Here is an 18,766-nt window from a genome sequence, read left to right on the forward strand (position 1 = left end):
AGGAAGCCCGACAAGGGCGGATGGCGGCGAGAATGCGCTACATCGGCCTTGGCAGGATCGGCAGTGGGCTGGCGGGCTGCAAAGCCACGCGCTGCCGCCCGGCGGGGCGGCGCTAGGGAGCCTGCGGCGACAAAGCCGCCACCAGCAGCCGGGCCCGGTACACCGTAGCCGGCCGAATGCCCACTAACGGGCGCGGAACGGTCAGCGTCCGGCGAATGGCCGGCAGCCAGCTGTGCGGAGCCGGCCAGGGCAGCCACGCCTCTACCTCGGGTGCCACGTGCAGCACCAGCGGGCCCGTAGCTTCCAGCGTCACTTTTTGCTTCACTACCGCCGCGCGGGCTGGCAGACCAATGCGCGTGGTTTTGCCGGCCGGCACCCGGAAGGTGGCTACGGCCTGGTGGTTCAGCGACACTACAAACAGCACAGTGGCTGTGAGTAGCGCGAAACGCACGCGGGACAAAAACTGGGCGAAGGGCAGAAGCATTGGCAACCTGAGAGCTACAAATATAGCCAAACCCACCCGCCAAGGCAACGTATAAAGCCGGCTTCTGGCCTGCCCCAACGGATAAAACAGCAAAAAAGCGTGTTGCCGTACCGGCAACACGCTTTTTTGCTGAACTCGGAGCCGCAGTACTTAGAGCACCTGTTTGCTGGCGGCTACTTTGCTTCTGAGGAAGGAAACCAGCACATCCAACGCCCGGTCGAAGTGGTGGTTGTTGGGGATGATGATGTCCGCGTCGTTTTTGTAGGGCTTAATATACTTGTCGTAGGTGGGCGCCACGTGGTTGACGTAGCGGTACAGCACGTCCTCCAGGTCGTAGCCCCGTTCGTCCCGGTCGCGCACAATGCGGCGCAGCACCTTCACGTGCTCCTGAGCATCGATAAACACCTTCAGATCAAGCAGGCGGGCTACTTCTTCAAAGTGAAACACGAAGATGCCTTCCACCACCACAATAGGGGCAGGGCGAAATACCAGTTCAGTTGGGGCTGCCAACGTGTTGTTGAACGTGTACTCCGGCCGGCGCACTTCCTGGCCCCGGCTGATGCTGAGCACATCGGCCGCGTACGCAGCCGAGTCAATGGAAGTCGGCAGGTCGAAATGCGTGACACCCTGCGCATCCACGAACTGGTTTTCGCGTGGGTGGTAGTAGTTGTCCTGCGAAATCAGGCAGATTTCTTCTTCGGAAAACGAAGCCAGCAGCCGGCGCAGAAAAGTGGTTTTGCCGGAGGCGCTGCCGCCCGTGATACCGACAATGAAAGGATGTTGCATGGTGTGGAAAAACGGCCCGTACCGGCAGGGCCAACCCTGCAAAAGTAATAAATTGGGGTGATGAGGGAGGCAGATGCCCGCAGAATAGCCGTGCTAGGGGTAGTAGAGTCTTTGTTTTATTCTGCCTGGGCTTGGTTTCAGTCAATGGCGCTTCTTGCAGCTTATGCGGCCGACTCATGCTGCCGGAGAAAGGTTACCAGCCCAGCCACGGCCCGCGCCCGGTGGCTGATGTGGTTTTTCTCCGCAGTTGTCATGTCCGCAAACGTGCGGCCGTCGCCTTCCAGCGGCTGAAATACCGGGTCGTAACCGAAGCCGCCGCTGCCGCTTGGCGTTTCGGTGATGCGTCCTTCCACGGCCCCCGCAAATTGGTGCACAGTGCCGTCGGGCAGCACCAGCGCTACTACTGTCCGGAACTGAGCCGAACGGTCGGGCTGGCCCTCCAACTCCTGCAGCAGCTTCTGCACGTTGTCGGCGGCCAGGCGCTGCGGGCCGGCATAGCGCGCCGAGTATACGCCGGGAGCCCCGCCCAGCGCCGCTACTTCCAGACCGGTGTCATCGGCAAAGCAGGCTACCCCAAAATGCTCCCACACATAGTTGGCTTTCTGGCGGGCGTTGCCTTCCAGCGTATCCTGGGTTTCGGGCAGCTCTTCGTGGCAGCCAATATCAGCGAGGCTCAGCAGCTCGGTGCCGGCGGGCAGCAGCGGCCGGATTTCGTCGAGTTTATGAGCGTTGTTGGAAGCGAAGCAAAGACGCATCTGGAGTTGGTTGATGAAAAAGTGGTAGGCCGAGGAGAAGTTCAGCTAGCAAAGATGCGCAGGCGCACCGCCACAAAAAAAGCCGGACCAGCCGGCTCTACTCAACAATCAGCAAACAGCGGCCAACCCGCGTCTACCGAAACATCGACTTGATGCTGCCCCAGGAGCGCTGTACGGCGCTGGGCGTCTGACCTAAGGTGCTGGTATAACTTTGGTCGCCGGTAGTGGTGCGCACCGTGAGGCGGTAGGTGTAAGGGCCGCCACCCTGAGCGCCACGATACACATCCGTATCCAGATATTGGTAGCGCGTTTGGCCGGAAGGCGACGCAGTGCTTATGCGTCCGAAAGCCGGCTCGTTGTTGGCTTTGCGGTACAGCTCGTAGCTCTGCACGCCGGTTTCATTGGCTACCTCCCAGATAATGCGCACGTTGGAGCCATCGAAAGTGGCCTGAAACAGCGTGATGGTGGCACTCAGGGCCACTGTGGCGCACAGTAGCACCAGCAGCGTTAGCGGAAGAGTAGCCTTGCGAAACATAGGTGGGAGGGTAGCGTAAAATCGATAGGCGGTAGGCAGGGGGCAGGTTTCAAAAATAAGCAAATTCCGGTAGCTCGTATCAGTTGAGGGGATAAATGCAGAAAAGGATGGCCGGAGCTTTTGAAAGTTGGGCGTAACATGTACTTTTGCAGTCCCTTCCGCAAAATCGGCAGGCAACCAGGTACAAACGGCATTCCGACCATGAAAAAAGACATCCACCCCGAATATCGCGAAGTGGTATTCCAGGACAGCTCCAGCGGCTTCAAATTCGTAACCCGCTCGACGATGAACTCCAACGAGACCATCACGATGGAAGACGGTAAGACGTATCCCGTGATTAAGGTGGAAGTTAGCTCGGAGTCGCACCCCTTCTACACCGGCAAAAACGTACTGCTCGACACGGCTGGCCGCGTAGAGAAGTTCATGACCCGCTACAAGAAGAAGTAGTTTCTGAGTTGCTCAGTCGGGGCCGGCCCAGCGCCAGCCGCCACCTGAACCTCATCAAGCTCCCGCCGGCTCTGCCAGCGGGAGTTTTTGTTTTTAAACTTCCCGCAGAAGGCGACCTTTGCACCTCATCCCGCCGCGGCCGGCACTCGGCCGGTCCCGCGCAACTCCTCCAACCGACTTATGCACGTTCTGCTCTTCGACGACCCGGCCATCCGGCCCCACCTGCTGCCGTTCACGTTTACGCGCCCGGTGGCGGCCCTGCGCTGTGGCATCCTGACGATTGCCGAGAAGTGGCAGCACCGGCTAAGCCAGACCGTCGGGTACCTGACCGAGCCCTATCTGCAGGCCAAGTTTCCGGCCGGCTCTACCCAGGGCCCGGCGCTGGTGATCAACGGCGCCGTGTGCCCCGACGATGTGCTGGTACGGCAGGTGCAGGCGCTGCAGGCCGGTGAGGCGCTGTTCTGCGACCAGACGCTGGTGGCTGCCCACCTGGCCGATGCCACGCAGGTAGCTGAGCTGATTCAGGAAGGCTTTCAGAAAACCCGCGACGTGGTCGAGCCGGTCACCGTCATCCGGGAAGTGTGGCACCTGTTTTTGCGCAACGGCGCCGAAATCCGCCGTGACTTTGATTTGCTGACCAAAGGCCGGCAGTCGGAGCCAGTGGGGGATGCGCACACCATTGTGTACGCCCCGGAAAACGTGTTTATCGAGCCTGGTGTGAAAATCAGAGCGGCTATCCTGAACGCTGAGAATGGCCCGATTTACCTCGGTAAGAATTCACAGGTGCATGAGGGGGCCATCATCAGCGGGCCTTTGGCTTTGTGCGAAGGCAGCCACATCAATGCCGGCGCCAAAATGCGCGGCGACAACACTGTGGGGCCCTTCAGCAAAGTGGGCGGCGAAGTCGGCAACAGCATTCTGCTGGGCTACTCCAACAAGGGCCACGACGGCTACCTCGGCAACTCCGTGATAGGGGAGTGGTGCAACCTGGGCGCCGACACCAACACCAGCAACCTCAAGAACAACTACGCGCCGGTGAAAATCTGGAGCCACTCGGCGGGGCGCTTCGTGAATACCGGCCAGACCTTCTGCGGCCTGATGATGGGCGACCATAGCAAGTGCGGCATCAACACTATGTTCAACACGGGCACGGTGGTGGGCGTGGGCGCCAACATTTTCGGGGCGGGCTTCCCGCGCACGTTTATCCCGAGCTTCAGCTGGGGCGGGGCCGCTGGCTTCGAAACCTTCAAGCTCCCGAAAGTGAAGGAAGTGGCGGAACGCGTAATGGCCCGTCGCCAGCTCACCTACGACCAGACGGAGCAGGGCATTATGCAGCACGTGTACGAGGCCACGGCCAAGGACCGGGTGTGGGAAAAAGTGGCTCATGCGGCGCCTGAGGCCGGCGTGGAGCTATAACCAGATAACTGAAAGCGGCAACCATACAGAATGCGTTTCTCCGAAATTCCCGGCCAGCAGCAGGTCAAGCAACTCCTGATGCAGAGTGTGCGCCGCAACCATGTGGCGCACGCGCAGCTGTTTCGTGGGGCCGAGGGCTCGGCGGCGTTGGCACTGGCGCTGGCGTATGCTACGTTTCTGAACTGCGAAAGCCGCACGCCGGAGGCCGAAGATTCCTGCGGGCAGTGCCCCAGCTGCCAGAAAATCGACAAGCTGATTCATCCTGACCTGAACTTCATCCTGCCCGTCACGACTACCAAGGCTGTGCCCAAGGATGCCACCAGCAGCAAGTTCGCGGCGGAGTGGCGCGGCTTCGTGCTCGAAAACCCCTACCAGGGCTTCAACGACTGGATGCAGCACATCGGGGCCGAAAACAAGCAGGGCAGCATTTCCAAGGAGGAAAGCCTGCAGCTGCTGCGGTTGGTGAGCCTCAAGGCGTTTGAAGCTCGGTTCAAGCTCGTGGTTATCTGGCTGCCCGAGCTGATGCACCCGGCCGCCGCCAATGCCGTGCTCAAGCTGCTGGAAGAGCCGCCGCCCGCCACGGTTTTCCTGCTGGTGAGCTTCTCGCCAGAGCTGTTGCTGCCTACCATTGTCAGCCGCGTGCAGCCGGTGGTAGTGCGCCCGCTGCTGGAAGAAGAGCTGACGAGTTGGCTACGCGACGTGCACCAGGTGCCGGAAGTGAAGGCCCGGCAGCTGGCCCGGCTGGCCGAAGGCAACCCTGGCGCGGCGCTGGCGGCTCAGAATTCTACCTCCACCGACCACGACTACTTCGACCTGTTCGTGAATTGGATGCGCACCTGCTTCAGCAACAAAGTGAGCGACATTCTGGAGAAGAGCGACGAGTTTCAGAAGCTGGGCCGCGAAAACCAGAAGGAGTTTCTGCAATACGCCCTCACGCTGCTGCGCAAAGTGCTGCTTTTTGGCCTCGACCCCAAGCTGGTGCCGCATCTGTCGGTGCAGGAGCAGCCATTTGTGCGGGGCTTCAGCCGCTTCGTGACGCCCCGCAACGCCGACCCGCTTACCCACGAGCTGAACGAGGCCCACTACCACATCGAGCGAAACGCCAACCCCCGTATGGTGTTCGTGGATACCTCGCTGCGGGTAGCAGAACTGCTCAAAATGGCCTCCTGATGCACCAAAAGGTGGAAAATACAGCTTGGTAAAAAGGTATAGCTGCTGCTAAAACCGCTATAGCCTCTGCGGCCCGGCAGACTACTGTACCTTTACCCGGCGTAAGGAAATGAAAATTTCCGCGAAGCACAACCGTCTTAAGCTCCTTGCCCGCTACCTGTAGTCAGTCCTACAACCCGGGCGCTACTGGAGCTGTCAGAAATAGCATACACCATGTCTCGTATCATCCGTATCGGCACCCGTGGCAGCAAGCTGGCGCTGTGGCAGGCCCACCACGTAGAAGCGTGCCTGCAGCAAGCCGGCCTCGCCACCGAAATTGTCATCATCACGACCAAAGGCGACGTGGTGCTGGACCGCTCCCTCGATAAAATCGGGGCCAAAGGCGTGTTCACGGAGGAGCTGGAAGTGGGCTTGCGCACGGGCCATATCGATATTGCCGTGCACAGCGCCAAAGATGTGCAAAGCTCCATCCCCGATGATCTGGAGCTGCTGGCCTTCATGGAGCGGGAGCAGGTGAACGATGTGGTAGTGAGCTTCCAAACCGACCTCGACCTGCAGCGGCCGGGACTGGTGCTGGGCACCAGCAGCACCCGCCGCAAGGCCATGCTGAAACGGTTTCTGCCCAATGCCACCACCGCCGAGGCCCGCGGCAACCTTCAGACCCGCCTGCGCAAGCTGGAGGAAGGCCAGTATGATGCGCTGGTGCTGGCTTACGCCGGGGTGCACCGCATGCAATACGACGGCCTGATTCGCCACGTGCTGCCCGAAACCCGGTTTGTGCCGGCTACCGGGCAAGGCAGCGTAGCCATCGAGTGCGCCCGAAACCTGGAGTCCGCCCTCAAAGCAGAGCTCAACCGCATCCTTAACCATCCGGCCACGCACCTGTGCCTGACGGCCGAGCGGGCTTTTCTGCGCACTATGGAAGGTGGCTGCAGCATTCCTTCCTTTGCTCTGGCCACGCTGGATGCCGCAACCGGTGCCGTGCGTCTGCACGGTGGCCTCATCAGCCTCGATGGGACGGAGTTGCTGGAAGAAACGCAGCAGGCCGATGCCAGCCAAGCCGATGCGCTGGGTGTGCAGGTAGCGGAAAGAATACTGGCTCGCGGTGGCCGTCAGATCCTGGAAAGCATCCGGCAGCAGCGCGGCGAAAATGTGGCGTAAGCCAAAGTTAAAGTGCTGTAAGAAACACACGAAAAGCCCCGTTGCCTAGGCAGCGGGGCTTTTTCCATATGAAAGCTGGACTGACTTATTCCGCCTTGCGGCCTTGCCCGAACAGGGCGTAGAGCAGCAGCGCAAACACAGCGCCGCTGGTATCGGCCAGCATATCTTTCTGCGCGTCCCAGATGTCGCCCTGGCTGCCGAGGAAAGCGGCTCCGGCGTCGCCACCGGCTACTTCGGCATACACCCACTCAATCAGCTCATACGTCATGGCCACGGTGCCAATCACGCACAGCGGAAACCAATAGCTGATGGCGCGGTTCCGGATGCTGCCGTAGCGGTCCGTTAGCTCGATGATGGCATACGCATAGAAGCCCACAGAGAAGTGCGCTACCCGGTCGTACATGTTGCGCTTGAAGCCAAACAGCTGATTGAACCAGTCAAAAGGTACCTTCTCGAAAGTGTAGTGGCCGCCCAGAGTGTGCATAAAGATCAGCACGCTCATCAGGGCGTACGCCAGGTTGGAAAACCGGGTGCCCCGCACGTATAGCACAGTAAGGGCCGCCACAAGAAGCAGAATAGGTATGTTCTCGGCCCACCAAGTGCCCCGCTCCGCCGGACTGATGCCCAGGACTACGAATTCGACCAGATAGGCGGCCAGCAGAAGCTTGGGAAAACAATGTGCCGGCGCGGTGGCTAGTGGCACAGCCGGCGCGCCCGAAGAATAGAGTTGGTTCATAAAACGGGATTCAGAGCAATGATGAGGCGCATACGGCGTTCCTACCGGAAAGGCGGCGGCCAGCGGATAAATATTCGATGTTGCGAATAAGGACTCTAGCTGAGCTTCGCGCCGGGCGGGAGCAGTTGCATCTGCCAATTTTCTGGCGCCGCCCGGGCAAACGTCTTAATTTCGCCGCCTAACCCTTGTGTTTTCTGTCTCTATGCCTTTCGTTTCCCGTGTTGCCGCGCTCCTGACTGCCTTTTTGTTCCTGCTGACTTCCGTGGCGGCTGCAGCCAAAGCGCCCAAGCCCAGCAAGAAAGATCAGCTCGTTACCATCAGCACTTCGCTCGGCGAAATCAAGCTTGTGCTCTTCGACGTGACGCCACTGCACAAAGCCAACTTTCTGAAGCTGGCCGAAAGCAGATTTTATACCGGAACTACCTTTCACCGCGTCATCCCCAATTTCATGGTGCAGGGCGGTGATGCCAATTCCAAAGACACCGACCCATCCAATGACGGCATGGGCCAGCCGAATGAGCAAACCATTCCGGCCGAAATCCGGCCCGAGCTGAAACACAAGTTCGGAGCCGTAGCCGCCGCCCGCCAGGGCGACTTCGTGAATCCGCAGCGTGCCAGCAGTGCCTCGCAGTTCTACCTCGTGCAGAACCACCAGGGCGTGCCTCACCTCGATGGACAGTATACGGTGTTCGGCCAAGTCGTAAGCGGCCTCGATGTTATCGACAAGATTGCCACGCAGCCGAAAGACGACCGTGACCGGCCCCTGACCGACCTCAAAATGACGGTGAAAGTGGAGAAGCTCAAGAAGAAAAAGATTTCGGAGCTCTACGGCTACGCGTATTAAGCCTGTTTTCTCGTAGCTGACCCAACTGCCGCCATGCGTATTCTCGTTACCGGAACCAACGGTCTGCTGGGCCAGAAGCTCGTGGCGCTGCTACGCGAACAGCCGGGCGTGCACGTGGTGGCCACTTCGCGCGGCCCCAACAAGTTGGCCGCATTGTATCCGGATGTGCGCTTTGTGCAGTTGGACGTGAGCCGCCAAGAGGAAGTAGAGCGCGTGCTCGCGCAGGAAGCCCCGACTCACCTCATTCATACGGCCGCCATGACGAATGCCGATGAGTGCGAGCTGAAGCGGGAGGAGTGCTGGCTGCACAACGTAACGGCGGTAAGACATGTGGTAGCAGCCTGCGAAGCCCATCGGGTGCATCTCACGCACCTCAGCACCGACTTCGTGTTCAGTGGTGAGCAGGGGCCGCTGGATGAGCAGGCCGAGCCAGCCCCGATAAATTTCTACGGGGAGAGCAAGGCCGCCGCCGAGAAGATTGTGCAGGCGGCCCGCACACCCTGGGTCATTGTGCGAACGGTGCTCGTGTATGGCACCGCGCATGAGTATGCGCGCACCAACATTGTGCTATGGGTCCGCGACTCCCTGCGCGCCGGCCAGTCTATCCGGGTGGTGAGCGACCAGTACCGCACGCCCACGCTGGCCGAGGACCTGGCTCAGGGCTGCTGGCTGGTGGCGCAGCAAAACGCAACGGGCATCTACCACATCAGCAGCGACGAAGTACTGACGCCGTATCAGATGGCGTTGCAGGTGGCGGCGCATTTTCAGCTCGATGCTTCGCTTATTGCCGAAGTAGATGCCAGCACGTTCTCGCAGCCGGCGCGGCGGCCGTTGCGGACAGGGTTTGTTATCAGCAAAGCCCGCCAGGAGCTAGGCTACAGGCCCCACACCTTCGCAGAAGGCATTGCTGTGCTTGAGAAACAAACCGCAGCCCCTTGAGCGGGCGCCCGGTGCCAGCAGCCTATCAGATGAAATAGCTGTCTGTAAACGCAAAAACCCCGCAGGCAGAACCAGCGGGGTTTTCACACACCTATTGCAACATTGTTCACTAGCCAGTCCTGCTCCCTTAGCAAAACCGACTGTTATAAAAAAACACTTTAATCCCTGTAAGTAATTTCGTTGTTGTCCAGAAAAACCGTTCCAACCAGCAGCCCACCAACCAGCACCGCAGTGCCCGTTTGTAGAGCGTGCTGCCCAACGCCATAGGGTATCACTTCTCCATCAATCGTCTGGAAGCTGGCCATCGTTTTTGCGGTTCGTTGGTAAGTATCCATTTCCAGAAGCAAGTGACGCAGTGCGTATTCCTGCTTGCGTTTGAGTAGTAATGAGGCCATGAGGAGCCAGATGCAACAGCTTGAGTAGTGGTTTCGGGTCCTGTATACCCTAAGCACATATCAAAAGTAGGCTGAAGCGCTCCTGCTGTAAAGGACAGTTAGAGCTAAAATGTGACAAGCATAATTCTGCACTTCCAGGCGAAGGCTGGCTTGAAGTGGTACTGGTTGTATCCTGTCTTGTGTTTTGTTAATTGCTGATATATAGGTTGTTATATCGAGTGGTTGTTCTTGCTGTAACGCGTTGGGGTAATACTGTGTGTGCTGTTATAAGGGCACTGTGTGACATTATTTTGCCTTGCTTGTGACCCTGCTCTGCCCTAAATCAGGGAGAAGCCGTCGCAGGGACAGCGCTGTGAATAGCAAAGCCATAGTAGGGAAAATAATGAGCCACCAGCAGGTCGGCGAAACACGCCCAGCGGCCAGCACTCTGCCCCAACTGGGCATTTCAGGTGGCAGGCCTACCCCCAGAAACGATAGAGTAGTCTCGAGGCTGATGAGTACTGCCAGGCTTAGGGGCAGGCTGGTGCGCACCAGCGGCCAGCAGCCTGGCAGTACGTGCCGGAGAATAATCTGTGGAGCGGGTACTCCCAAGGCCGTGGCGGCTTCAAAGTAGGGGAGCTGCCGGATTCGCTGCACTTCCGCCCGGACCAGGCGCGCAGTCGGTACCCAAAAGGTGAGCGTAAGAAGCAAAATAAGGGAGCTAATGCTGGGTTCGATAGTGGCGGCCACTACCAGCACCAGTAATAAGCGAGGCACAGCGGCCAGAAACACCATACTCGCTGAAACTACTGTATCGGCTGGCAGTACTACGGCAGTTCGGCCCCAGCCTCGTCGGGCCAGGATCTTCCCTGAGACTATGCCGCCACTCGCCAGAACCAGTGGCCACCAGCCAGCCACTGGACTGCGTTCTGGGGCACAAAGCAGCGTATAGAGCAGCAAAGCCCCGCCGCCCGCCAGCACCCAGGCGCGTGGCAGCCGCAACCGGGTGTTGCCCCAATAGCCGGCCACTACGCCTAATGCGGTGCCTAGCGTGGCGGCACTTATGGCCGTTGGGAGGCTGATGAGCAGGGTAGTGCGCGCGCCGTGCAATATGCCGCTCAATACATCCTGCCCCTGGGAGTCAGTACCGAGCAGATGGCCCGGGGTGAGAGGCGCCGCGCTAGCGCGAAGCAAATCCGGCCCGGAAGGCAAGGTGACGGCGTCGGCGAGCAAGGCGCCAATGAGCAGCAGCAGCAACCACCCGAAGCTGAGCCACCCACTCCAGTTGCTGAAAATTCCATTTCGGCTCATAGCGAATGGGTTCTGAGCCGCGGATCAGCAAGCCGATACAGCCCCTCGGCAAGCCACAAAGAAAGCTGCCGCACCAGCACTATCAGTACGGCTCCCCCTAGCAGCACCGGATGGTCGTGGGCGGCAGCGGCTTCGGCCAGTAACCGGCCCAGACCGGGCAGGGCGAAAATCAACTCTACAACCAAGGACCCCGCCAGCAGATTCGGAAGTAAATCGGTGAGCAGCGTGATGGTGGGCAGCCACGCGTTCCGCAATGCATGGCGGCGCAGCGTCTGCGCGGCCGATAAACCCTTGGCCCGCGCCGCCAGCACATACTCTTTTTGAAGCTCGATGCGCAGAGCCGTGGCAAGTTGGATGGCAGGCTCTGCAATGCCTGTCAGGACTAAACTCGCCAGGGGCAGGATCAGGTAGCTTATATAGGAAGCAGGAGCGCTCCAGAAGGAAGTTGTTTCGTCGGCCCCGAGGCCGTACGCCGGAAAAAGGGCCGCCATGTCGGGGTTGGCCAGCAGTAGCAGCAGCAGCAGCGCCACTACAAACAGCGGAAGAGTGTCCAGGGCAAACAGCACCACCAGCGCTACATTTCGGCCCGGTGCCGCCAACCATATACCCAGCGGAACAGACAGGGTTATCAGCAAGACTCCCGCCAGCAGCGCAAGCGGTAGCGTATGCTGCAACGCATTAGCAAGCAGGCTGCTTACGGCTTCTTGGTTGCGGTAAGAAAGGCCGGCGTCACCTCGCCCCAGTCCGCGCACCCACTGGTGATACTGGTTCTGAGTGCCCGTCCAATACCAGCGCGGCGCCAGCCAGGCCTCCGACGAATCCGCTGCGGTGCGGGCCAGATAAAACAGGGGCAGGTCTAGTCCCAGCCGGTGGCGGGCCTGTTGCTGTGCCTGCTGCCGCTGCCCTAGAGAGGAAGATGCAGTAGATTCGTCACCGATAAAGCGGGCCAGAATTATCTGCTCATTCGCCAGGGAGCGGGTAAGCAGAAATAGCAGCGTGATAGTAGCCCAAATGATAAGCAGCGCCTGCCCGGCCTGATAAAAAATGCGCCTGACCATGCGCTAAGGCTGTGGGGAAGTCAGTTGCAGACTCAGCACATCATAGCCCGGGCGCACGCTCAGGGGGCGTACCGCCTGCAGCTGCCGCGTTGCAATCAGCCGGTTTCTCGTGAAATACAGCACCACCAGCGGCGACTCCTGCCGCAGCAGTTCCTGAAAGCGCTTCAGGAGGCGAGCATGACGCCGTGGGTCTGGCTCCGCCACAATAGCCTCAATCAGCCGGTCGGCCTTGGGGTGGCTGAAGCGGCTATAATTGTAGAGCCCGATACCGCGAGTGTGTAGCAGAGGTGTAAAATTGTAGCCAAACGGATTGCCGGATGTCCGGCGAATGAACAGGTCGGTGGTGCCAGCCTGGAGCTGCTGACGAAACATGCCCGCTTCTGCTGGGCGCAACTGCACTGGTATGCCTAGAGAAGCCGCCGATGCTCTAAACTGCAGGGCTATAGTTTCATGTTCGGTAGCACCCGCCTGATAGCTGAACTGTAGAGCCAGCGGCCCCATGCTGCCGCGCCACCACCGCCCGTCTGCGCGGCGCTGCCAGCCGGCCAGCCGGAGCAGGCGTTGGGCTTCGGCCGGCGAGAAGTGCAGGTCCGGCAAACTGTCCTGATAAGCCAGCCGGTCGTGAGGGTTAATCAGGCTCACGCTCCGATACGCCAGCCCCGGATGGGTGGCCTGCATCAGATCAGGAATATTGAACAGAAGGCTGAGGGCCCGCCGGGTTGCCGCATCCTGAAGGTGCGGGCGCTCGGTGTTGAAGCCAGCCACCAGCATGTCGTAAGAATCGGTGGCGTAGAAGGCTAGCCGCGCAGTATCTGCCGAAGCCTTCAAACGGTTGAAGTCATGGGCCGGCGGCATCGGATACAGGTCCAGGCTGCCACTGCGCAAAGCGAGTATAGCCGTGGCATTGTCCGGAATAACCTGGTAGTCAATGCGTGGTGCTTTGGCCTGCAGCCATGGCGGGGCTGACGCCAGCGTATCGGCCCACCAGTTGGGCTTACGCTCCAACACCAGGTAGCGGTTGCTCTCCCAGCTTTTGAGGCGGTAAGGACCGCAGCCAGGCAGGCGCTCCGGATGCCGGCCCAACTGAGCTTGCTGGTAGCGCGCGGCAAAAGCCCGGAGTGCTGGGTAGCGCCGCAGCGCCTCGGCGGTATCGGAGCGCAGCAGTGGCAGTGGCACTGCCCGAAACGTGCCCGCAGAATCGAGTGAGTATTCGGGCAGAATAGAATAGTCGCCGGAAGCCAGCACTATATCCGGCGAAGCACTGCTGCAGAGGAGCGTGAAACGGCGCGGATCCGTCTTGTCCAGCTCAATGTCGCGCACGAAACCGTACTGGGCGCGTGCAAACTCCGTGGGCAGACCCGGGCAGTTCAGAACCCGAAGCGTGAAAGCTACGTCGCGGGCCAATACAGGTAGGCCATTGTCCCAGGTTGCCTCCGGCCGGAGCCGATAGCTGAGCCGAAATAACGAGTCCTGTTGTGTAATTGCAGGCAGTGACTCCACCAGCCAAGGGACTATTGCCTGGCTGTCGGGGTTGCTGATCAGCAGGCTACAGTGCAGCAGGTTGATAACCTCCACAGCTTGCGGCGTACTGGCCAGCAGCGGATCCAGAGTTTCCGGATCATGTGCCCAGCGGATACGAACTGCTGCCGATGAGGAAGTAGATGAACTACAGGCAGCTAGTCCGCCGGAAAGCAACAGCAGAAGAAGTAAGCTCGGAAGAAGAAGCTTCATGAATGCACGGCAGGCAGAGCATGCCCGCCGGGCAAGTTAGCCAAGATTTCCGTTGAGCACCTCTCCCGGCAGTGTAGCTGGGGCCTATCGGCCAGTCCAGCCACCCGAGCCGTGGTCAGCGTCAACACCAGTCCAGCCGCCCGAGCCGTGGTCTGCATCGATACCAGTCCAGCCACCCGAGCCGTGGTCGGCGTCAGCAGAAGTTACGGTTGGCGAAGTCGTCTTATAGATAGAAGCTTCAGGGCTGGTGAGGCTGTTAATTTGAAGCAGGGCGAGTACAACTAATTCTAACATGGCGCTGAAATTTTGTGGCGTTCAAGTGGTTGAGTGACACAAAGGTGGGCGCAAACCCGGCCTGGGTAAAGGAAAGAATAATTGTAAAAGTGATTTGTATAAAAATTATATTTACTTTAATGAAACCGATAAATAATGACTCCTAGAACAGTATATAGCTCAATGAGAAAGATAATAGCAGGCGCTAAAAGTGCTTAAAAAGGGCTGAAATGTGACATATAGCCACCGAAAAAACTATATTTCCTCTTTACAAAGGTTGAGTGCTGGAATGCCATCTGTAAAGGAAAATCTACGTTGTTTTGTGACAAGGCTTCTACTGCCAAAATATGGCGGATGTGCCCTCATATAGTCCGTAGGCCACTTTTTACAAATGGAAGATCTGACGAATTTAGCCCGGATTGTGACAGACAGAAAGCTGAAAGTGCTTCCGCTGTTGGATTTTGCGGCCCGAAATTCCGCAAATAAGGAGATGCTGCTGGTGCAATTGCTGACGGATAACCAGCCCAGAAGCCAGCAGCAGATTGTAAAGGCACTGTACAGCAAGACTGATAAAGTACGGCAAACTGCTTTCCGGAAGCTTAAGTCGCGGGTACAGCAGAAGCTGCTGAACCACTTGTACTTTCTGGATGAAACTGACCCGCGCCACCTTGTTTCGCGACGCTACGAGCACCAGTTCCTGAGCTTATACCTGCAGGTCAACACGCTGTACTCCGAAGGAGAGTTGAGGGCCGCCGAACCACTTTGCCGCAAGGCCCTGCGCATAGCCCAAACCCAGGAGCTAACCCAGTATGTGGTGCTATGCGGGCAGCTTTTGCGCAGCATTTATGCCGATATGCGGATGCCGGTGCGTTACCAGGCCAACAAAGAATTGCTGGCGAAAAGCCAAAAGCAGCTGGCATTGGAGGAAGAAGCGGCCCAACTGTACTGGGATGTGAAGGCTACCATTGCCTACACTGTGCGCACTCGTCGTTCCATTCTGGAAAAAATGGAAGAGCACGTACAGAAGCTGGCGGACCTGCATCAGCAGGTGAAGTCCTTTTCCACTTTTCTCTACCACTACCGCACCCGCCTTATTCAGGAAGAGCTGGTTGGCAACTACGAAGCTATTATCCGGATTACGGCAGACACAGCCCGGCAACTGGAGCAGGGCAAAATCAACGACAAGCGGTTTGACAAGCGGTTTAATGCCTACATGAGCGTGTATGCGCACTTCAGGAGCCGCCAGGCCGCCAAGGGCCTGAAGCTGGCCGAGGAGTACGCCAAATACTTCCACTATTCCTCCATCAACTGGCTGTACTATCTTGAAATCTATCTGCTGCTTGCCATTCATGCCGGACAGTATGGGCAGGCGCTGGAACTGCTGGGAAGTGCCCGCAAGAACCTGCACTTTGCCAAGCAGGGTACGCTGGCCCAGCAGCGTTGGGACTTGTATGAGACATATATGCAATTCGTACGTCCCGAAATGTCGCCGGTGCGGATGCGCAGCTTCAGCACTTTCGTGCAAACCGTCCCGGACCATAGCCGCGATAAGCAGGGCTATAATGTGGCCGTGCTGATTTTACAGTTTCTGCATTTCCTGCGCCAGCGCGACGTAGAAAGCATCCTGACTCGACTGGAGGGCTTGCGCAAGTACCAGCAGCGCCACCTGCGCGAATCCGGCAACCTGCGCAGTCAGCTGTTTTTCCGGATGCTGGCCGTCACCGTCAAGTCGGATTTCGACCCGGTGCGCAGTGAGCAAAGGGCCGAGTCGCTGCTGAAGAAATTGCAGGCCGCGCCGCCTCCCGGCGAGGCATTTGCCGAAATTGAGATAGTGCCCTATGAAGAGCTCTGGCAGATTACGCTGGATATTCTGCGAGCAACGGCGCTCTACAATGCCCTTCAGGACAAGGTAATACGCTAAGCCTAATGGCCGGCCGCCTTGGCCGGTACTGCGCCGGCTGTGGAAGGCTGCGGAGCCGAGGCCGTGGAAGCCAAATACCGTTTGAACTGAGCCTCCGTGAGCACCGCCTTAAGCTTCTCAGTGTAATCTTCGTCCAGCACGCGCATCTTGTTCTGGCGCATGGCAGGGTCGTCGCCGTACATCGTGTTGATCTGGCTTTCCTGCACCAGCTTGTCGTAGGTCAGGCGGCGCACCTGTACCGAGCGGGCATCATCCAGGGCAATGCGGCTGGCCAGATGACGGGTGGCTTCCATAGCTTCCGCGCGAAGCTTGTCAGAGGACTGCTGAGCATGGGCAGAAAGGGAAAGTAAGCTGATGCTGCCGGCAATCAGTACGCCAAATACCTTCTTCATATCGGAGTGAAAAGGGGAGTAATCTTGTTTTGGCAAATAAAGCAATATTTTATATGATAAATGATGTAATGTATGATTATGTTGAAATATGCCAAGAGAAAGTATTGAGCAAGGGGCTTAACCGCCACGAGCCAACAGATCCAACTCAACAGCAACAGGTGCCCCTCATTGGTCAGGTCTACCTCATAAGGCTACTGTAGCGCTTGGTAGGGTGGTTAAAGCCGTAGGGCACAGCGAGGGTATAAGTCGGCTGGCTACCAATGCTAGGGCCCCATCGGTCCGGCCAACTCCCGGCCAGCTATTCTGGCGGGGTGGCCGGGCCGACGGGGCCCTGCTACTAATGGAAACGTTGCGGTAGAAGCTCCTGGCTGGTGGCCAGCTCTGGGCTACTTGCCGGTTACTTTGAACTCGGTGCGGCGGTTTTGCTGGCGGCCGGCTTTGGTAGTGTTGGGCGCTACGGGTTGGGTGTCGCCGTAGCCCGCGAAGGTAAGACGGTCCTTGGTTACGCCTTTGGTCACGAGGTAGTCTACCACTGCTTTGGCGCGACGCTGACTTAGGTCTTTGTTGTAGGCGGCGTTGCCAACGTTGTCGGTGTGGCCGGATATTTCCAGGCGCAGGGCGGGCGTTTCGGCCAGCAGCTTCTGCAGGCGTTCCAGCTCCCCGGTGCTTTCCTTGCGCAGCGTGGCTTTATCAAAATCGAAGAAAATGTTGTTCAGCACCACCTTCACACCCACATCCAGCTTCTGCAGCTGAATGTCTTTCACCACCTCCGAATATGCCGCGCCCGCCGGTAAATCGAAGTTTTCGGAGTGGAACAGGTAGCCTTCCTGCCGGACCACGATGCCGTAGTTCAGGCCCGAAGGCAGCGAAACCAGGTAGCGGCCCGACTGCGCATTGGCCCGGAACGAGGCAATATTCTCGTTGCGTGAGTTGTCGATTACGTCGATGGTGGCTTCCAGCGGCTGCTTACTGGTGGCATCCGTCACGGTGCCTTTCAGAATAGTCACCTGGGCCGTGGCAACGGGTACCGGCGGGGCCAGCAGGGTTTCCTTCACGGGCTGCACGCGGGAGGCCAGCAGCTGGTCTTCCTGGCTCAGCACCGGCGGCTTTTCGGGCCCCAGAAACGTAATCTGGTAGATGTCTTTGGAGCCCATGCCATCGTCGCGGAAGGAGGAATAATAGCCGTGGCGGCCCGAGGCGGATATCACGAAAAACACGTCGTCGTCGGGGGTATTGATGGGCCAGCCCAGGTTTTCGGGGGCGCTCCACTGCCCATTCTGGTACGTGGATTTGAAGATGTCGTAGCCGCCCATCGAGTTGTGGCCTTCCGATGAGAAGTACATCGTCTTGCCATCGGGGTGCAGAAATACGCCTTCCTCGCCGTAGGGGGTGTTGATGGTCAGGCCAAGGTTGACGGCCGGGCCGCGGCCCTCAATTTCAATCTTGTAGATGTCGCGCCCGCCCAGGCCGCCGGGTTTGTCGCTCACGAACAGCAGGCTGCGCCCATCCGGCGTGTAGGCCGCCGACGACTCGTGGGCCTTGCTGTTGATGCGGCTGCCGAGCTGGCGGGGCTTGCTCCACTCAGCGCCGCGCAGGTTGCTTTCATTCAGGTCGCCGCCGTTGTCTTCCACGTACACCAGCAGGCGCTGAGCATCGGGCGAAAGGCCTACGGTGGCATCGTGGCCGGCTGTATTCACCGTTTCGCCGAGGCCGCGCGCCGGTCCCCAGCTCTTGCCTTCCCGCACGCTCTGGTAGATATCTTCGAAGAACCCACCCGATTCGGGGTCTTTTTCGCCTCCGGTAGAGCCCTGGCGGCGCGAGGTAAACAGGATTACCGATTCATCGGCCGAAATAACGGGGCCGTAATCGGGATAAGGCGAGTTGACGCCCGGCCCGGCATTGTCCACGAATACCCGGATGGGCCTGGCTTCCAGCTTGCGGCCGTTTTCACACTCTTTTATCTTTTTCTGGATGTCCTGCGTGAAGCCAGCCGTATTCTTGGTGCCCGTGGCGGGCGTGGCCTGCTTGTACTCGGCTGTGGCTTCCTGCCACTTGCCGTTGAGGTGCAGCCCGCGTCCCAGCAGGTAGTGAATGCGCGGATCGACGCCGGAATTGAGCTGATACGCCTTTTGCAGGTAAGCCAGCGCCCGCGGCTTGAACCCCGAATGCAGGTAACAGTCCCCGATTTTGAGGTTGAGCTCAGCGTTTTCGGAATTGAACTTCTGGGCCTCCAGGTAATGCGGCAGCGCCTGCTCGTAGCGCGGCGGGTCGTTCTGGTACCATTCGTCACCGAGCTTGATGGACTTCAGGGCAGCCTTCAGGCCATCTTTATTTGAGCTGAACTGCTCCTTGCTGAACTCCACGCTCTGCGCCTGGGCCGCCGAAGAAAGCAGCAGGAAGGCGAGTAAGTATTTGTACATAAAATGAAATCTG

The 18,766-nt window shown here is 58.8% G+C and carries 19 protein-coding genes; 7 read left to right on the forward strand and 12 right to left on the reverse strand.

All coding sequences use genetic code 11. The features are described from left to right. Positions 1-112: 112 nt before the first annotated feature. From BUE15_RS04000 to BUE15_RS04015, 4 genes are all read right to left on the reverse strand, one after another. The gene (locus BUE15_RS04000; protein WP_073281403.1) at positions 113-484 is read right to left on the reverse strand and encodes a hypothetical protein; all 372 of its coding nucleotides are present in this window, start codon (positions 482-484) and stop codon (positions 113-115) included. A gap of 150 nt (positions 485-634) precedes the next feature. Further along, positions 635-1,270: a uridine kinase gene (gene udk / locus BUE15_RS04005; RefSeq protein WP_073281404.1), complete on the reverse strand. Its 636-nt coding sequence runs from the start codon at positions 1,268-1,270 to the stop codon at positions 635-637. A 161-nt stretch (positions 1,271-1,431) separates the two neighbouring features. After that, complete coding sequence (rdgB, locus tag BUE15_RS04010; RefSeq protein WP_073281405.1) at positions 1,432-2,025, reverse strand: RdgB/HAM1 family non-canonical purine NTP pyrophosphatase; 594 nt, start codon at positions 2,023-2,025, stop codon at positions 1,432-1,434. A 133-nt stretch (positions 2,026-2,158) separates the two neighbouring features. Next, a complete protein-coding gene (locus tag BUE15_RS04015; RefSeq protein ID WP_073281406.1) occupies positions 2,159-2,560 on the reverse strand; it encodes a hypothetical protein in 402 nt (133 codons plus the stop codon). Between the two features lie 201 nt (positions 2,561-2,761). On the opposite strand from BUE15_RS04015, the gene BUE15_RS04020 reads away from it, so the two are divergent. The 4 genes from BUE15_RS04020 (at position 2,762) to hemC (ending at position 6,754) form a co-directional block, all read left to right on the forward strand. Beyond that, positions 2,762-3,007 (forward strand): type B 50S ribosomal protein L31, encoded by a 246-nt coding sequence (locus BUE15_RS04020; protein ID WP_073281407.1) that lies wholly within the window; start codon positions 2,762-2,764, stop codon positions 3,005-3,007. Between the two features lie 180 nt (positions 3,008-3,187). After that, the gene (locus tag BUE15_RS04025; RefSeq protein WP_073281408.1) at positions 3,188-4,423 is read left to right on the forward strand and encodes a GlmU family protein; all 1,236 of its coding nucleotides are present in this window, start codon (positions 3,188-3,190) and stop codon (positions 4,421-4,423) included. A gap of 30 nt (positions 4,424-4,453) precedes the next feature. Beyond that, positions 4,454-5,593, forward strand: coding sequence for a DNA polymerase III subunit (locus BUE15_RS04030; RefSeq protein ID WP_073281409.1), 1,140 nt, complete (start codon positions 4,454-4,456; stop codon positions 5,591-5,593). A 213-nt stretch (positions 5,594-5,806) separates the two neighbouring features. Then, positions 5,807-6,754, forward strand: a complete 948-nt coding sequence (gene hemC / locus BUE15_RS04035; RefSeq protein WP_073281410.1) for a hydroxymethylbilane synthase — start codon at positions 5,807-5,809, stop codon at positions 6,752-6,754. Between the two features lie 85 nt (positions 6,755-6,839). On the opposite strand, the gene BUE15_RS04040 is transcribed toward hemC, so the two are convergent. Continuing rightward, positions 6,840-7,490 (reverse strand): DUF2238 domain-containing protein, encoded by a 651-nt coding sequence (locus tag BUE15_RS04040; RefSeq protein ID WP_073281411.1) that lies wholly within the window; start codon positions 7,488-7,490, stop codon positions 6,840-6,842. Between the two features lie 202 nt (positions 7,491-7,692). On the opposite strand from BUE15_RS04040, the gene BUE15_RS04045 reads away from it, so the two are divergent. Together BUE15_RS04045 and BUE15_RS04050 are read left to right on the forward strand one after the other, a co-directional pair. Next, positions 7,693-8,334 (forward strand): peptidylprolyl isomerase, encoded by a 642-nt coding sequence (locus BUE15_RS04045; RefSeq protein ID WP_084548803.1) that lies wholly within the window; start codon positions 7,693-7,695, stop codon positions 8,332-8,334. Between the two features lie 33 nt (positions 8,335-8,367). Next, on the forward strand, positions 8,368-9,273 hold the full coding sequence (locus BUE15_RS04050) for an SDR family oxidoreductase (RefSeq protein WP_073281412.1): 906 nt from the start codon (positions 8,368-8,370) through the stop codon (positions 9,271-9,273). 158 nt (positions 9,274-9,431) lie between these two features. On the opposite strand, the gene BUE15_RS04055 is transcribed toward BUE15_RS04050, so the two are convergent. The 5 genes from BUE15_RS04055 to BUE15_RS21450 form a co-directional block, all read right to left on the reverse strand. Further along, positions 9,432-9,668, reverse strand: coding sequence for a hypothetical protein (locus BUE15_RS04055; protein ID WP_073281413.1), 237 nt, complete (start codon positions 9,666-9,668; stop codon positions 9,432-9,434). 285 nt (positions 9,669-9,953) lie between these two features. Further along, entirely contained in the window at positions 9,954-10,958 is a 1,005-nt protein-coding gene (locus BUE15_RS22605; RefSeq protein WP_073281414.1) for an ABC transporter permease, read from the reverse strand. Continuing rightward, a complete protein-coding gene (locus BUE15_RS04065) occupies positions 10,955-12,016 on the reverse strand; it encodes an ABC transporter permease (RefSeq protein ID WP_073281415.1) in 1,062 nt (353 codons plus the stop codon). The genes BUE15_RS22605 and BUE15_RS04065 overlap by 4 nt, the downstream gene beginning before the upstream one ends. Positions 12,017-12,019: 3 nt before the next feature. Continuing rightward, entirely contained in the window at positions 12,020-13,747 is a 1,728-nt protein-coding gene (locus BUE15_RS04070) for an ABC transporter substrate-binding protein (protein ID WP_084548804.1), read from the reverse strand. A gap of 84 nt (positions 13,748-13,831) precedes the next feature. After that, positions 13,832-14,041, reverse strand: a complete 210-nt coding sequence (locus BUE15_RS21450; RefSeq protein WP_139252113.1) for a hypothetical protein — start codon at positions 14,039-14,041, stop codon at positions 13,832-13,834. Between the two features lie 400 nt (positions 14,042-14,441). On the opposite strand from BUE15_RS21450, the gene BUE15_RS04075 reads away from it, so the two are divergent. Then, entirely contained in the window at positions 14,442-15,941 is a 1,500-nt protein-coding gene (locus BUE15_RS04075) for a hypothetical protein (RefSeq protein WP_139252114.1), read from the forward strand. Positions 15,942-15,943: 2 nt separating this feature from the next. Here BUE15_RS04075 and BUE15_RS04080 read toward each other — a convergent pair whose 3' ends face one another. Together BUE15_RS04080 and BUE15_RS04085 are read right to left on the reverse strand one after the other, a co-directional pair. Next, positions 15,944-16,333, reverse strand: coding sequence for a hypothetical protein (locus BUE15_RS04080; RefSeq protein WP_073281418.1), 390 nt, complete (start codon positions 16,331-16,333; stop codon positions 15,944-15,946). A gap of 386 nt (positions 16,334-16,719) precedes the next feature. Further along, entirely contained in the window at positions 16,720-18,753 is a 2,034-nt protein-coding gene (locus BUE15_RS04085) for an OmpA family protein (protein WP_073281419.1), read from the reverse strand. Between the last annotated feature and the right edge of the window lie 13 nt (positions 18,754-18,766).

It is taken from the genome of Hymenobacter psychrotolerans DSM 18569 (genome assembly GCF_900142395.1).
In the GTDB taxonomy this organism is placed as follows: domain Bacteria; phylum Bacteroidota; class Bacteroidia; order Cytophagales; family Hymenobacteraceae; genus Hymenobacter; species Hymenobacter psychrotolerans.

What these genes read in the sequence shown, in the direction of transcription:
- BUE15_RS04015 (WP_073281406.1), bottom strand. Translation starts at nt 2,560, where the DNA reads ATGTTTCGCAAGGCTACTCTTCCGCTAACGCTGCTGGTGCTACTGTGC.
- BUE15_RS04045 (WP_084548803.1), top strand. Translation starts at nt 7,693, where the DNA reads ATGCCTTTCGTTTCCCGTGTTGCCGCGCTCCTGACTGCCTTTTTGTTC.
- BUE15_RS22605 (WP_073281414.1), bottom strand. Translation starts at nt 10,958, where the DNA reads ATGAGCCGAAATGGAATTTTCAGCAACTGGAGTGGGTGGCTCAGCTTC.
- BUE15_RS04025 (WP_073281408.1), top strand. Translation starts at nt 3,188, where the DNA reads ATGCACGTTCTGCTCTTCGACGACCCGGCCATCCGGCCCCACCTGCTG.
- BUE15_RS21450 (WP_139252113.1), bottom strand. Translation starts at nt 14,041, where the DNA reads ATGTTAGAATTAGTTGTACTCGCCCTGCTTCAAATTAACAGCCTCACC.
- BUE15_RS04020 (WP_073281407.1), top strand. Translation starts at nt 2,762, where the DNA reads ATGAAAAAAGACATCCACCCCGAATATCGCGAAGTGGTATTCCAGGAC.
- udk (WP_073281404.1), bottom strand. Translation starts at nt 1,270, where the DNA reads ATGCAACATCCTTTCATTGTCGGTATCACGGGCGGCAGCGCCTCCGGC.
- BUE15_RS04085 (WP_073281419.1), bottom strand. Translation starts at nt 18,753, where the DNA reads ATGTACAAATACTTACTCGCCTTCCTGCTGCTTTCTTCGGCGGCCCAG.
- hemC (WP_073281410.1), top strand. Translation starts at nt 5,807, where the DNA reads ATGTCTCGTATCATCCGTATCGGCACCCGTGGCAGCAAGCTGGCGCTG.
- BUE15_RS04050 (WP_073281412.1), top strand. Translation starts at nt 8,368, where the DNA reads ATGCGTATTCTCGTTACCGGAACCAACGGTCTGCTGGGCCAGAAGCTC.
- BUE15_RS04040 (WP_073281411.1), bottom strand. Translation starts at nt 7,490, where the DNA reads ATGAACCAACTCTATTCTTCGGGCGCGCCGGCTGTGCCACTAGCCACC.
- BUE15_RS04070 (WP_084548804.1), bottom strand. Translation starts at nt 13,747, where the DNA reads ATGAAGCTTCTTCTTCCGAGCTTACTTCTTCTGCTGTTGCTTTCCGGC.
- BUE15_RS04055 (WP_073281413.1), bottom strand. Translation starts at nt 9,668, where the DNA reads ATGGCCTCATTACTACTCAAACGCAAGCAGGAATACGCACTGCGTCAC.
- rdgB (WP_073281405.1), bottom strand. Translation starts at nt 2,025, where the DNA reads ATGCGTCTTTGCTTCGCTTCCAACAACGCTCATAAACTCGACGAAATC.
- BUE15_RS04065 (WP_073281415.1), bottom strand. Translation starts at nt 12,016, where the DNA reads ATGGTCAGGCGCATTTTTTATCAGGCCGGGCAGGCGCTGCTTATCATT.
- BUE15_RS04000 (WP_073281403.1), bottom strand. Translation starts at nt 484, where the DNA reads ATGCTTCTGCCCTTCGCCCAGTTTTTGTCCCGCGTGCGTTTCGCGCTA.
- BUE15_RS04080 (WP_073281418.1), bottom strand. Translation starts at nt 16,333, where the DNA reads ATGAAGAAGGTATTTGGCGTACTGATTGCCGGCAGCATCAGCTTACTT.
- BUE15_RS04030 (WP_073281409.1), top strand. Translation starts at nt 4,454, where the DNA reads ATGCGTTTCTCCGAAATTCCCGGCCAGCAGCAGGTCAAGCAACTCCTG.